The organism is Stenotrophomonas oahuensis (assembly GCF_031834595.1).
Lineage (GTDB): Bacteria > Pseudomonadota > Gammaproteobacteria > Xanthomonadales > Xanthomonadaceae > Stenotrophomonas > Stenotrophomonas oahuensis.
In genome coordinates, this window is the sequence record NZ_CP115541.1 from 2,614,889 (window position 1) to 2,627,428 (window position 12,540).

General features: G+C 61.4%; 21 protein-coding genes. All 21 read left to right on the plus strand.

What is annotated here, in order from left to right; all coding sequences use genetic code 11:
* The 21 genes from rpsG (at position 1) to rplR (ending at position 12,454) form a co-directional block, all read left to right on the plus strand.
* Positions 1–468: a 30S ribosomal protein S7 gene (rpsG, locus tag PDM29_RS11470; RefSeq protein WP_125358599.1), complete on the plus strand. Its 468-nt coding sequence runs from the start codon at positions 1–3 to the stop codon at positions 466–468.
* A 137-nt stretch (positions 469–605) separates the two neighbouring features.
* The gene (gene fusA, locus PDM29_RS11475) at positions 606–2,747 is read left to right on the plus strand and encodes an elongation factor G (RefSeq protein ID WP_311190292.1); all 2,142 of its coding nucleotides are present in this window, start codon (positions 606–608) and stop codon (positions 2,745–2,747) included.
* A gap of 55 nt (positions 2,748–2,802) precedes the next feature.
* A complete protein-coding gene (gene tuf, locus PDM29_RS11480) occupies positions 2,803–3,993 on the plus strand; it encodes an elongation factor Tu (RefSeq protein WP_311190285.1) in 1,191 nt (396 codons plus the stop codon).
* Positions 3,994–4,325: 332 nt separating this feature from the next.
* On the plus strand, positions 4,326–4,637 hold the full coding sequence (gene rpsJ / locus PDM29_RS11485; protein WP_010341589.1) for a 30S ribosomal protein S10: 312 nt from the start codon (positions 4,326–4,328) through the stop codon (positions 4,635–4,637).
* An 11-nt stretch (positions 4,638–4,648) separates the two neighbouring features.
* Positions 4,649–5,299, plus strand: a complete 651-nt coding sequence (rplC, locus tag PDM29_RS11490) for a 50S ribosomal protein L3 (RefSeq protein WP_282297146.1) — start codon at positions 4,649–4,651, stop codon at positions 5,297–5,299.
* Between the two features lie 12 nt (positions 5,300–5,311).
* Positions 5,312–5,917 carry a 50S ribosomal protein L4 gene (gene rplD, locus PDM29_RS11495; protein ID WP_125358588.1) on the plus strand — a complete coding sequence of 202 codons (606 nt, stop codon included), beginning with the start codon at positions 5,312–5,314 and terminating at the stop codon, positions 5,915–5,917.
* Positions 5,914–6,213, plus strand: a complete 300-nt coding sequence (gene rplW, locus PDM29_RS11500; protein ID WP_125358585.1) for a 50S ribosomal protein L23 — start codon at positions 5,914–5,916, stop codon at positions 6,211–6,213. Before rplD ends, rplW begins: the two co-directional genes overlap by 4 nt.
* Positions 6,214–6,223: 10 nt before the next feature.
* Positions 6,224–7,051 (plus strand): 50S ribosomal protein L2, encoded by an 828-nt coding sequence (gene rplB, locus PDM29_RS11505; protein ID WP_125358583.1) that lies wholly within the window; start codon positions 6,224–6,226, stop codon positions 7,049–7,051.
* A gap of 6 nt (positions 7,052–7,057) precedes the next feature.
* Positions 7,058–7,327 (plus strand): 30S ribosomal protein S19, encoded by a 270-nt coding sequence (gene rpsS, locus PDM29_RS11510; protein ID WP_311190293.1) that lies wholly within the window; start codon positions 7,058–7,060, stop codon positions 7,325–7,327.
* A gap of 12 nt (positions 7,328–7,339) precedes the next feature.
* Positions 7,340–7,675 (plus strand): 50S ribosomal protein L22, encoded by a 336-nt coding sequence (rplV, locus tag PDM29_RS11515; protein WP_080375339.1) that lies wholly within the window; start codon positions 7,340–7,342, stop codon positions 7,673–7,675.
* 17 nt (positions 7,676–7,692) lie between these two features.
* Complete coding sequence (gene rpsC, locus PDM29_RS11520) at positions 7,693–8,427, plus strand: 30S ribosomal protein S3 (RefSeq protein ID WP_311190294.1); 735 nt, start codon at positions 7,693–7,695, stop codon at positions 8,425–8,427.
* Between the two features lie 5 nt (positions 8,428–8,432).
* Positions 8,433–8,846, plus strand: coding sequence for a 50S ribosomal protein L16 (gene rplP, locus PDM29_RS11525; RefSeq protein ID WP_125358574.1), 414 nt, complete (start codon positions 8,433–8,435; stop codon positions 8,844–8,846).
* A complete protein-coding gene (gene rpmC, locus PDM29_RS11530) occupies positions 8,846–9,031 on the plus strand; it encodes a 50S ribosomal protein L29 (protein WP_125358571.1) in 186 nt (61 codons plus the stop codon). The genes rplP and rpmC overlap by 1 nt, the downstream gene beginning before the upstream one ends.
* Positions 9,032–9,042: 11 nt before the next feature.
* Positions 9,043–9,309 (plus strand): 30S ribosomal protein S17, encoded by a 267-nt coding sequence (rpsQ, locus tag PDM29_RS11535; protein WP_282297143.1) that lies wholly within the window; start codon positions 9,043–9,045, stop codon positions 9,307–9,309.
* Between the two features lie 13 nt (positions 9,310–9,322).
* The gene (gene rplN, locus PDM29_RS11540) at positions 9,323–9,691 is read left to right on the plus strand and encodes a 50S ribosomal protein L14 (RefSeq protein WP_125358566.1); all 369 of its coding nucleotides are present in this window, start codon (positions 9,323–9,325) and stop codon (positions 9,689–9,691) included.
* A gap of 16 nt (positions 9,692–9,707) precedes the next feature.
* Complete coding sequence (gene rplX / locus PDM29_RS11545) at positions 9,708–10,025, plus strand: 50S ribosomal protein L24 (protein ID WP_017355416.1); 318 nt, start codon at positions 9,708–9,710, stop codon at positions 10,023–10,025.
* 11 nt (positions 10,026–10,036) lie between these two features.
* The gene (gene rplE, locus PDM29_RS11550) at positions 10,037–10,579 is read left to right on the plus strand and encodes a 50S ribosomal protein L5 (RefSeq protein ID WP_125358563.1); all 543 of its coding nucleotides are present in this window, start codon (positions 10,037–10,039) and stop codon (positions 10,577–10,579) included.
* Positions 10,580–10,597: 18 nt separating this feature from the next.
* A complete protein-coding gene (rpsN, locus tag PDM29_RS11555; RefSeq protein WP_125358560.1) occupies positions 10,598–10,903 on the plus strand; it encodes a 30S ribosomal protein S14 in 306 nt (101 codons plus the stop codon).
* Positions 10,904–11,114: 211 nt separating this feature from the next.
* The gene (gene rpsH, locus PDM29_RS11560) at positions 11,115–11,513 is read left to right on the plus strand and encodes a 30S ribosomal protein S8 (RefSeq protein WP_125358557.1); all 399 of its coding nucleotides are present in this window, start codon (positions 11,115–11,117) and stop codon (positions 11,511–11,513) included.
* A gap of 18 nt (positions 11,514–11,531) precedes the next feature.
* A complete protein-coding gene (gene rplF / locus PDM29_RS11565) occupies positions 11,532–12,059 on the plus strand; it encodes a 50S ribosomal protein L6 (protein ID WP_311190295.1) in 528 nt (175 codons plus the stop codon).
* Positions 12,060–12,100: 41 nt separating this feature from the next.
* Positions 12,101–12,454, plus strand: coding sequence for a 50S ribosomal protein L18 (rplR, locus tag PDM29_RS11570; protein WP_017355421.1), 354 nt, complete (start codon positions 12,101–12,103; stop codon positions 12,452–12,454).
* Positions 12,455–12,540 lie beyond the last annotated feature (86 nt).

Below are 12,540 nucleotides of genomic sequence, written 5' to 3' on the forward strand. Positions count from 1 at the left end.
ATGTCTCGTAAAGGTAATACGCCGCAGCGTTCGGTCCTGCCCGATCCCAAGCACGGGAGCGAAACCATTGCCCGCTTCATCAACATGGTGATGCTGAGCGGCAAGAAGTCCGTTGCTGAAAAGATCGTCTATGGCGCAATGGACGTCATCGCCGAAAAGAACCCGAACTCCATCGAGCTGGTGCAGAAGGCTCTGGACAACGTGGCTCCGTCGGTCGAAGTGAAGTCCCGCCGCGTCGGCGGTGCGACCTACCAGGTGCCGGTTGAAGTCCGTTCGTCGCGCAAGATGGCCCTGGCCATGCGCTGGCTGATCGACTCGGCCCGTAAGCGTGGTGAAAACACCATGCCGAAGAAGCTGGCGGCTGAACTGCTGGATGCCTCGGAAAACCGCGGCGGTGCCATCAAGAAGCGCGAAGAAACCCACCGCATGGCCGAAGCCAACAAGGCATTCGCCCACTACCGCTGGTGAGTTTGACGGCCTTGTAAAACAGGCATGGCAGTACCACCTCGGTACTGCCTTGCGACACCTGGGGTGTCGCGCCAATCCGAAGGCCGCCGCAAGGCGGCGTTCGGCCATCCGAAATCCACGAAATTTGAGAGGCTCCCGTGGCCCGCACTACTCCCATCGAGCGTTACCGCAACTTCGGCATCATGGCTCACATCGATGCCGGCAAGACCACCACGTCCGAACGCATCCTGTTCTACACCGGCAAGAGCCACAAGATCGGTGAAGTGCACGACGGCGCCGCCACCATGGACTGGATGGAGCAGGAGCAGGAGCGTGGCATCACGATCCAGTCCGCTGCCACCACCGCCTTCTGGCGCGGCATGGACAAGTCCCTGCCGGAACACCGCTTCAACATCATCGACACCCCCGGGCACGTTGACTTCACCATCGAAGTGGAGCGCTCGCTGCGCGTGCTCGACGGTGCCGTGTTCGTGCTGTGTGCCGTCGGTGGCGTGCAGCCGCAGTCGGAAACGGTGTGGCGTCAGGCCAACCGTTACAAGGTGCCGCGCATCGCCTTCGTCAACAAGATGGACCGTACCGGTGCCAACTTCCAGAAGGTCGCCGCACAGCTGCGCGCCAAGCTGGGTGCTACCGCCGTTCCGATGCAGCTGCCGATCGGCGCCGAAGACAACTTCAAGGGCGTGATCGACCTGGTCAAGATGAAGGCCATCCATTGGGATGAAGCCAGCCAGGGCATGAAGTTCGAGTACCTGGACATCCCGGCAGACCTGCAGGCCGAGGCTGAAGAAGCCCGCACCTACATGATCGAAGCCGCGGCTGAAGCCAGCGAAGACCTGATGGAAAAGTACCTGGGCGGCGAAGAGCTGGCCGAGGCTGAAATCATCAACGCGCTGCGCACCCGCACCCTGGCCACCGAAATCGTGCCGATGTACTGCGGTTCGGCGTTCAAGAACAAGGGCGTGCAGGCCATGCTGGACGGCGTGGTGCAGCTGCTGCCGTCGCCGATCGACGTGCCGGACGTGACCGGTACCGACGTTGATGACGAAACCAAGGAAATGAGCCGCAAGTCCGACGACAAGGCTCCGTTCTCGTCGCTGGCCTTCAAGATCATCACCGACCCGTTCGTGGGCGCGCTGACCTTCTTCCGCGTGTACTCGGGCACCCTGAATGCTGGCGACCAGGTGATGAACTCGGTCAAGGGCAAGAAGGAGCGCATCGGCCGCATCCTGCAGATGCACTCCAACGATCGCGAAGAGATCAAGGAAGTGCTGGCCGGTGACATCGCCGCTGCCGTGGGCCTGAAGGACACCACCACCGGCGACACCCTGTGCTCGCTGGATCACCCGATCATCCTGGAGCGCATGGTGTTCCCGGAGCCGGTGATCTCGATGGCGGTTGAGCCGAAGACCAAGTCGGACCAGGAAAAGATGGGTCTGGCCCTGGGTCGTCTGGCCCAGGAAGATCCGTCGTTCCGCGTCAAGACCGACGAAGAATCCGGCCAGACCATCATCTCGGGCATGGGCGAGCTGCACCTGGACATCATCGTTGACCGCATGAAGCGCGAGTTCAACGTGGAAGCCAACGTCGGCAAGCCGCAGGTGGCTTACCGCGAAACCATCCAGATGTCGGACGTGAAGTCGGACTACAAGCACGCCAAGCAGTCCGGTGGTAAGGGTCAGTACGGTCACGTCGTGATCGAACTGTCGCCGATCACCGCTGAAGACCGTGCTGATCCGAAGATCGCTCCGAACATCAAGGACGACTTCCTGTTCATCAACGACATCACCGGTGGCGTGATTCCGAAGGAATTCATCCCGTCGGTTGAAAAGGGCCTGCGCGAAACCATCACCAGCGGTCCGCTGGCTGGCTTCCCGGTGGTGGACGTCAAGGTCAAGCTGGTGTTCGGCTCGTACCACGACGTTGACTCGTCGGAAATGGCGTTCAAGCTGGCTTCGTCGATGGCCTTCAAGCAGGGCTTCGCCAAGGCCAAGCCGGTGCTGCTGGAGCCGATCATGAAGGTCGAAATCGTGACCCCGGAAGACTACCAGGGTGACGTGATGGGCGACGTCAGCCGCCGTCGTGGCGTGCTGCAGGGCTCGAGCACCACCGGTGACGGTTCGGCCAGCATCATCAACGCGATGATCCCGCTGGGTGAAATGTTCGGTTACGCCACCTCGCTGCGTTCGCAGACCCAGGGTCGCGCCACCTTCACCATGGAATTCGACCACTACGAGCCGGCTCCGCAGAACATCGCCGACACCGTGATCAAGAAGGCCTGAGCGTAAGCTCGGGTCTTCCCTCCCTTCTTTTTTCTGATATTCAAGGTATACAACAATGGCAAAGGGTAAGTTCGAACGCACCAAGCCGCACGTCAACGTCGGCACCATCGGCCACGTCGACCACGGCAAGACCACGCTGACCGCCGCACTGACCAAGATCGGTGCCGAGCGCTTCGGTGGCGAGTTCAAGGATTACTCCGCGATCGACGCCGCGCCGGAAGAAAAGGCACGTGGCATCACGATCTCGACCGCGCACGTCGAATACGAATCCCCGACCCGTCACTACGCCCACGTTGACTGCCCGGGCCACGCTGACTACGTCAAGAACATGATCACCGGTGCTGCCCAGATGGACGGCGCGATCCTGGTGTGCTCGGCCGCTGACGGCCCGATGCCGCAGACCCGCGAACACATCCTGCTGTCGCGTCAGGTCGGCGTGCCGTACATCGTGGTCTTCCTGAACAAGGCTGACATGGTCGACGACGCCGAGCTGCTCGAGCTGGTCGAAATGGAAGTGCGTGAACTGCTGAGCAAGTACGACTTCCCGGGCGACGACACCCCGATCATCGCGGGTTCGGCTCGTCTGGCGCTGGAAGGCGACCAGAGCGACATCGGCGTGCCGGCCGTGATCAAGCTGGTTGAGGCGCTGGATTCCTGGATTCCGGAACCGGAACGCGACATCGACAAGCCGTTCCTGATGCCGGTGGAAGACGTGTTCTCGATCTCGGGCCGCGGCACCGTGGTGACCGGTCGTATCGAGCGCGGCATCATCAAGGTCGGCGACGAAATCGAAATCGTCGGTATCCGTCCGGTCCAGAAGACCACCGTCACCGGCGTGGAAATGTTCCGCAAGCTGCTGGACCAGGGTCAGGCAGGTGACAACGCCGGTCTGCTGCTGCGTGGCACCAAGCGTGACGACGTCGAGCGTGGCCAGGTGCTGTCCAAGCCGGGTTCGATCAAGCCGCACACCACCTTCGACGCCGAAGTGTACGTGCTGTCGAAGGACGAAGGCGGCCGTCACACCCCGTTCTTCAAGGGCTACCGCCCGCAGTTCTACTTCCGTACCACCGACATCACCGGTGCGGTTGAACTGCCGGAAGGCGTGGAAATGGTCATGCCGGGCGACAACATCAAGATGGTCGTCACCCTGATCAACCCGGTCGCCATGGACGAAGGCCTGCGCTTCGCAATCCGCGAAGGTGGCCGTACCGTCGGTGCCGGCGTGGTCTCCAAGATCATCGCGTAATCTGTTAGAATCTGCGCCCCGATGTTGCCTGGGTAGGGCATCGGGGCGTAATTAAATGGGAAAAGAGGCGCAGGATGCTCCTCGTGTTCCCCGGACCAGGAAGGGTCGTGCCATTCAGGCAGTGTCAACAGGCGACTGTTGACCGCCGCCTTGCATGCGCGCTATACTTTTTCGTCTGGGCAGATCGAGCAATCGGTCTGCCTCGGCTTTTGAGGTCTACGGAAAGATCTTGGCGTCGCACGGGACTGTGCGACGTTCGCATTCAGGATATTCATGGGACAAGGCAACCCAGAGGCCTTGTCTGTCGCTCTTTTAACGAAGGAACCACCGTCATGGCGGACCAAAAGATCCGTATCCGGCTGAAGGCATTCGATCATCGTCTGATCGACCGCTCGGCCAGCGAGATCGTAGAAACGGCCAAGCGGACCGGCGCGCAAGTGCGTGGCCCGATCCCGCTGCCGACCAAGATCGAGCGTTACACCATCCTCGTCTCCCCGCACGTCGACAAAGACGCGCGTGACCAGTACGAGACCCGCACGCACAAGCGCGTGCTCGATATCGTTGACCCGAACGACAAGACCGTGGACGCGCTGATGAAGCTCGAACTGGCTGCCGGCGTCGACGTTCAGATCAAGCTGACCTGAGGACTACGACCATGACGAAGAAGTATTCGTTGGGCTTCGTGGGCCGCAAGGCTGGCATGAGCCGCGTTTTCACCGATGATGGCCGCGCCATCCCGGTGACCTTGATTGAAGCCACCCCGAACCGCATCGCGCAGATCAAGACCGTCGAAGCTGACGGCTACAGCGCCGTGCAGGTGACCGTCGGCGCGCGTCGCGCTGCCCTGGTCAACAAGCCGGAAGCCGGCCACTTCGCCAAGGCGAAGGTGGAAGCTGGTCGCGGCCTGTGGGAATTCCGCGTTGAAGACGCGCAGCTCGGCGATTTCGCCGTTGGCGGCGAAGTCAAGGCGGACATCTTCGAAGTTGGCCAGAAGGTCGACGTCCAGGGTGTCACCAAGGGTAAGGGTTTCCAGGGCACCATCAAGCGCTACAACTTCCGTATGGGCGATGCAACCCACGGTAACTCGCTGTCGCATCGCGCGCCGGGTTCGCTGGGTCAGCGCCAGACCCCGGGTCGCGTTTTCCCGGGCAAGAAGATGTCGGGCCATATGGGTGCCGTGCAGCAGAGCACGCAGAACCTGGAAGTGGTCAAGGTCGACGTCGAACGCGGTCTGATCGCGATTCGTGGTGCCGTTCCGGGCGCTGCGGGTGGTGACGTGATCGTCCGTCCGGCGAGCAAGGCATAAGGAGAGATGACGATGGAACTCGTTATCACGGGTAGCAACAACAAGGTCTCGGTCTCCGAAGCCGTGTTCGGTCGCGATTTCAGCGAAGATCTGGTTCACCAGGTCGTCGTTGCCTACCGCAACGCCGGTCGCGCCGGTACCAAGGCACAGAAGACTCGCTCCGAAGTGGCTGGCACCACCAAGAAGTCGAAGAAGCAGAAGGGCGGCGGTGCGCGTCATGGCGCGCTGACGGCTCCGATCTTCGTCGGCGGTGGCGTCACCTTCGCGGCCAAGCCGCGCAGCTTCGAGCAGAAGGTCAACCGCAAGCAGTACCGTGCCGCCATGTGCGCGATCCTGTCCGAGCTGAACCGTCAGGGCCGTCTGACCATCGTGGAGTCCTTCGACGTCGAAGCGACCAGCACGAAGGGTCTGATCGCCAAGCTGGCCGGCCTGGAAGTGGGCAAGCGCCCGCTGATCGTCACCGAGGACGCATCGGAACACCTGTACCTGTCGGCGCGCAACGTTCCCTACGTGGAAGTGCGTGACGTGCAGGGCCTGGATCCGGTCTCCCTGGTCGGTGCCGACACGGTCGTCATCACCGCTGACGCGGTCAAGAAGGTCGAGGAGTGGCTGGCATGAACAGCAACGAAAAAATCTTCAGCGTGCTGCGTGCCCCGCGTGTCTCGGAAAAGACCGCGCGTCTGCAGGAAGTCTCCAACCAGTATGTCTTTGAAGTGTCGAACGAAGCGACCAAGGCCGATGTGAAGGCCGCGGTGGAGCAGCTGTTCGCAGTCAAGGTCGAGTCGGTCAACGTGCTGAACGTGAAGGGCAAGAACAAGTCCTTCCGTAACCGCAACGGCCGTCGCGGCGATTGGCGCAAGGCATACGTGCGTCTCGCCGATGGCCAGTCCATCGATGTAACGGCCAAGGCCTGAGGTACATCCCATGCCATTGATGAAATTCAAGCCCACCTCCGCAGGCCGTCGTTCGGCCGTGCGCGTGGTCACGCCCGATCTGCACAAGGGCGCACCGCACGCAGCGTTGCTGGAGCCGCAGAGCAAGTCCGGTGGTCGTAACCACCACGGCCGCATCACCACCCGTCACGTGGGCGGTGGTCACAAGCAGCACTACCGTGTCATCGACTTCAAGCGCAACAAGGAAGGCATTCCGGCGCGCGTGGAACGCATCGAATACGATCCGAACCGCACCGCCCATATCGCCCTGCTGTGCTACGTCGACGGCGAGCGTCGCTACATCATCGCACCGAAGGGCCTGAAGGCCGGTGACCAGGTGATCGCAGGTTCGGACGCGCCGATCAAGACCGGCAACACCCTGCCGCTGCGCAACATCCCGGTTGGTACCACTGTCCACGGCATCGAACTGAAGCCGGGCAAGGGTGCCCAGATCGCTCGTGCCGCCGGCGCTGCCGTGCAGCTCGTCGCTCGTGAAGGCATCTACGCCACCCTGCGCCTGCGCTCGGGTGAAATGCGCAAGGTGCCGGTCGAGTGCCGCGCCACCATCGGTGAAGTCGGTAACGACGAGCACAACCTGGAAAAGCTGGGCAAGGCTGGCGCCAAGCGTTGGCGCGGTGTCCGCCCGACCGTTCGTGGTGCTGCCATGAACCCGGTTGACCACCCGCACGGTGGTGGTGAGGCGAAGGCCGGCCAGGGTAACCCGCATCCGGTCACCCCGTGGGGTGTTCCGACCAAGGGTTACAAGACGCGCAAGAACAAGCGCACCCAGCAGTTCATCGTCCGCGATCGTAGGGGCTAATCGACCATGGCACGTTCACTCAAGAAAGGCCCGTTCGTCGATCACCACCTCGTCAAGAAGGTGGAGGCCGCTGCGGGTAGCAAGAAGCCGATCAAAACCTGGTCGCGTCGTTCGATGATCCTGCCTGACATGGTAGGCATCACCATCGCCGTTCATAACGGCAAGGCCCACGTTCCGGTGCTCGTCAACGAGAACATGGTCGGTCACAAGCTCGGCGAATTTGCCATCACCCGGACCTTCAAGGGTCATGGTGCTGACAAGAAGTCGGGCAAGTAAGGAGAGATGACAATGGAAGCGAAAGCAATCCTGCGCACTGCGCGCATCTCCCCGCAGAAGGCTCGTCTGGTCGCTGACCAGGTGCGCGGTCTGCCGGCCGAGCGTGCGGTCAACCTGCTGAAGTTCTCGGACAAGAAGGCTGCCCACCTGATCAAGAAGGTGGTGGAGTCGGCTATTGCCAATGCCGAGAACAACCAGGGCGCCGACGTCGACGAGCTGAAGGTTCAGACCATCATGGTTGATGAAGGTCCGACCCTGAAGCGTTTCATGGCGCGGGCGAAAGGCCGCGGTACCCGCATCCTCAAGCGCACCAGCCACATCACTGTGGTTGTGGGCGCCGGCAAGTAAGCGGAAAGGAAAAAACCATGGGTCATAAAGTTCATCCGATTGGTATCCGCCTCGGCATTTCCAAGGACTGGAACTCCAAGTGGTACGCCAACAAGGCCGAGTTTGCCGGTTACCTGGCAGCCGACCTGAAGGTGCGGGACATGCTGCGCAAGAAGCTCGCGCAGGCCGGCATCAGCAAGATCCTGATCGAGCGTCCGGCAAAGACCGCTCGCGTGACGATCCACACCGCCCGTCCGGGCGTGGTGATCGGCAAGCGCGGTGAGGACATCGAGAAGCTGCGCAAGGAAGTGAGCGACATGATGGGCGTTCCGGCGCACATCAACGTCACCGAAGTGCGCAAGCCCGAGCTGGACGCACAGCTGGTTGCCGAGTCGATCGCGCAGCAGCTGGAGCGTCGCATCATGTTCCGCCGTGCAATGAAGCGCTCGGTCGGCAACGCGATGCGCCTGGGTGCCCTGGGCATCAAGGTCAACGTCGGTGGCCGTTTGAATGGTGCAGAAATTGCCCGTTCGGAGTGGTACCGCGAAGGCCGCGTGCCGCTGCACACGCTGCGTGCCGACATCGACTATGGCTTCGCTGAAGCCAAGACGACCTACGGCATCATCGGCATCAAGGTCTGGATCTACAAGGGCGAAGTCTTCGATTTCTCCCAGGTTGGCCAGGAAAAGCAGGACGACACCCCGTCGCGCAACGATCGTAACGATCGCGGCGACCGCGGTGACCGTCAGCGCCCGGCTCGTGAAGCGAGGTAACGGCAATGTTGCAACCCAAGCGAACCAAATACCGCAAGGTACACAAGGGCCGTAATGATGGCCTGAGCTGGAGCGCCAACGCTGTCAGCTTCGGCGAATACGGCCTCAAGGCAACCGCCCACGGTCAGCTGACCGCGCGTCAGATCGAAGCGGCTCGCCGTTCGATCAGCCGCTACGTCAAGCGCGGTGGCAAGATGTGGATCCGTGTGTTCCCCGACAAGCCGATCACCAAGAAGCCCATCGAAGTCCGAATGGGTTCTGGTAAGGGCAACGTGGAATACTGGGTGGCCCAGATCCAGCCCGGCCGCATGATCTATGAAATTGAAGGCGTTGGCGAAGACGTGGCACGTGAGGCGTTCCGCCTGGCTGCCGCCAAGCTTTCCGTGACCACTACTTTCGTGACCCGGACGGTGCGCTGATGGACATCAAACAACTTCGCGAAAAGTCGGCTGACGAACTGAACGCCCACCTGACCGATCTGCGTAAGGAGCAGTTCTCGCTCCGCATGCAGCAGGTCACCGGGCAGCTGCCGAAGACTCACGAAACCCGCCGGGTCCGCCGCGAGATTGCTCGCGTCAAGACCCTGCTCGGCAGCAAGAAGTAAGGACGGCCGCTATGAGCGATAACAACGAAAAGACGCTGCGCACGGTCGAAGGCCGTGTCGTCAGCAACAAGATGGACAAGACGGTCACCGTGTTGGTGGAACGCCAGGTCAAGCACGCCCTGTACGGCAAGTACATCAAGCGCTCGACCAAGCTGCACGCTCACGATGCCGACAACGCCTGCAATGAAGGCGACGTCGTGCGCGTGACCGAGATTGCTCCGATGTCCAAGACCAAGAACTGGCGCGTGGTGGAAGTCATCACGCGTGCGGCTCAATAAGGAGATCTGAATCATGATCCAGATGCAGAGCTACCTTGACGTCGCGGACAACTCCGGTGCCAAGGAACTGATGTGCATCAAGGTGCTGGGTGGTTCCAAGCGCCGTTACGCGCACATCGGTGACATCATCAAGGTCACCGTGAAGGATGCGATCCCGCGCGGCAAGGTCAAGAAGGGTGAAGTGTATGACGCCGTCGTGGTGCGTACCCGCAAGGGTGTGCGTCGCGCCGACGGCTCGCTGATCCGTTTCGACGGCAACGCCGCGGTCCTGCTCAACAACAAGCAAGAGCCGATCGGCACCCGCATCTTCGGGCCGGTGACCCGTGAACTTCGTTCCGAGAAGTTCATGAAGATCGTCTCGCTCGCTCCCGAAGTGCTGTGAGCGACAGGAGATAATCATGGCTAACCGTATCAAGAAGGGCGACCAGGTCGTCGTCAACACCGGCAAGGACAAGGGCAAGCAGGGCGAAGTCGTCCGCGTCGACGGCGATCGTGTGATCGTCGCCAACGTGAACATCGTCAAGCGCCACACCAAGCCGAACCCGCAGGCAGGCGTTGCCGGCGGCGTGGTCGAGCGTGAAGCGTCGATCCATATCTCCAACGTGAATGTGCTGAACCCGGCTTCGGGCAAGGGCGAACGCGTTGGCTTCAAGGTGCTGGAGGATGGACGCAAACTGCGTGTGTTCCGCTCCAGCGGTGAGGCGCTCGACGCCTGAGGAATGAGAAGATGACTTCCCGTCTCGAAAAGTTCTACAAGGACGAAGTGGTGCCGGCGCTGATGAAGCAGTTCGGCTACACCAATCCGATGCAGGTCCCGAAGCTGGTCAAGGTCACCCTGAACATGGGTGTCGGCGAAGCGGCGACCAACAAGAAGATCCTGGAAAATGCCGTTGCTGACATGTCCAAGATCTCCGGCCAGAAGCCGGTCGTGACCAAGTCCCGTATTTCGGTGGCTTCGTTCAAGATCCGTGATGGCTGGCCGATTGGCTGCAAGACCACGCTGCGTCGTGCCAAGATGTATGAGTTCCTGGATCGCCTGATCAACATCTCGCTGCCGCGCGTGCGCGACTTCCGTGGTGTTTCCGGTCGTTCCTTCGACGGTCGCGGCAACTTCAACATGGGTGTGAAGGAACAGATCATCTTCCCGGAAATCGACTTCGACGCCGTCGACGCGATCCGCGGTATGGATATCGCCATCACCACCACCGCCAAGACCGACGCGGAAGCGAAGGCGCTGCTCGCAGCGTTCAAGTTCCCGTTCCGTAACTGATACGTCGAGGATATCGAAATGGCTAAGACCTCCATGGTCAACCGCGATCTGAAGCGTGCCAAGCTCGCTGCCAAGTACGCCGGCAAGCGCGAAGAGCTGAAGAAGATCATCTCCAGCACGACCGCTTCGTACGACGAAAAGGCAGAAGCCGTGATCAAGTTGCAGAAGCTGCCGCGCGATTCGTCGCCGAGCCGCCACCGCAACCGTTGCGAGCTGTCGGGCCGTCCGCGTGGCGTGTACAGCAAGTTCGGCCTCGGCCGTAACAAGCTGCGCGAAGCCACCATGCGCGGCGACGTGCCGGGCCTGCGCAAGGCAAGCTGGTAATAGGGGAGCAATCCCTGGATAGGAGATGAATTCATTCAGGTTCATCTCCTCCCGAAAGGGCCCGACGCAAGTCGGGCTCTTTTTGTCGTATACTCCCGCTTCTGTCCCGTCCTGCGGGGCAGGGTGTGTGTAAGAGGGGCCTGGCCCATCCCAGGACTACAAGCAAGATTTTCGCGAAAGCGGATATCGGTGCACTCAAAGGGTTTGACTAATGAGCATGACTGATCCCATCGCCGACCTGCTGGTACGCATCAAGAATGCGGCCGCGGTTGGCAAGCAGACGGTGAAGGCACCGTCCTCCAAGATCAAGGTTGCAATCGCAGAAGTGCTGAAGGCCGAGGGCTACATCACCGACCTGCGCGTGACCAAGACCGAAAACAACAAGGCCGAACTCGAAATCGTCCTGAAGTATTTCGAAGGCAAGCCGGTCATCGCGACCCTGAAGCGCTTCTCGCGTTCGGGCCTGCGCCAGTACCGCGGCAAGGCTGAACTGCCGAAGGTCCTGAACGGCCTGGGTATTGCCATCATTTCCACCTCCAAGGGCATCATGACTGATGCGCAGGCGCGCCAGTTGGGCGTCGGCGGCGAAGTCCTGTGCTTCGTGGCCTAAGGCGAGAAGGAGTCCACTATGTCCCGCGTAGCCAAGAAGCCGGTCAACCTGCCCAAGGGCGTTGAACTGAACATCCAGCCGGAATCCGTCAGCGTGAAGGGCCCGAAGGGCACCCTGTCGCTGCCGAAGAAAGCTGGCGTTGAAATTACCGTTGCAGACGGCGTTGCCACTCTGGCCGCCAACGATGCAAGCCTGGTCGCACTGACCGGCACCGTGCGCGCCATCCTGGCCAACATGGTCAAGGGCGTGAGCGAAGGTTTTGAGCGCAAGCTTGAACTGGTCGGCGTGGGTTACCGCGCTGCCATGCAGGGCAAGGACCTGAACCTGTCGCTCGGTTTCTCGCACCCGGTCGTGTTCGTCGCACCGGAAGGCATCACCATCACCACCCCGACCCAGACCGAAATTCTGGTCCAGGGCGCTGACAAGCAGCAGGTTGGTGAAGTGGCTGCCAAGATCCGTGGCTACCGTCCGCCGGAGCCCTACAAGGGCAAGGGTGTGAAGTACGCCGGCGAAGTCATCATTCGTAAGGAAGCCAAGAAGGCGTAAGGCGTTTCCCGCCAGCCCTTCAGCTTTCAAGGACCAAGATCATGAACAAGAACATCGCTCGTCTGCGTCGCGCCAAGTCGACCCGTGCACACATCCGCGAACTGGGCGTGCCGCGTCTGTCGGTGCTGCGCACCGGTCAGCACCTGTACGCACAGGTCTTCACCGCCGACGGCTCCAAGGTGCTGGCTGCGGCCAACACCACCCAGGCCGACGTCAAGGAAGGCCTGAAGAACGGCAAGAACAGCGACGCCGCCGCCAAGGTGGGCAAGCTGGTCGCCGAGCGCGCCAAGGCTGCGGGCATCGAGAAGGTCGCTTTCGACCGCTCGGGCTACCGCTACCACGGCCGCATCAAGGCACTGGCCGACGCAGCCCGCGAAGGCGGCCTGCAGTTCTAAGGGATAAGGAAGCGGGGTTTTGCCCCGCTTCCGCCTGCCTGCCGGCACGGGCTGTGCCGGGCGACGTCCTTCTTCTGCAGGGGCGC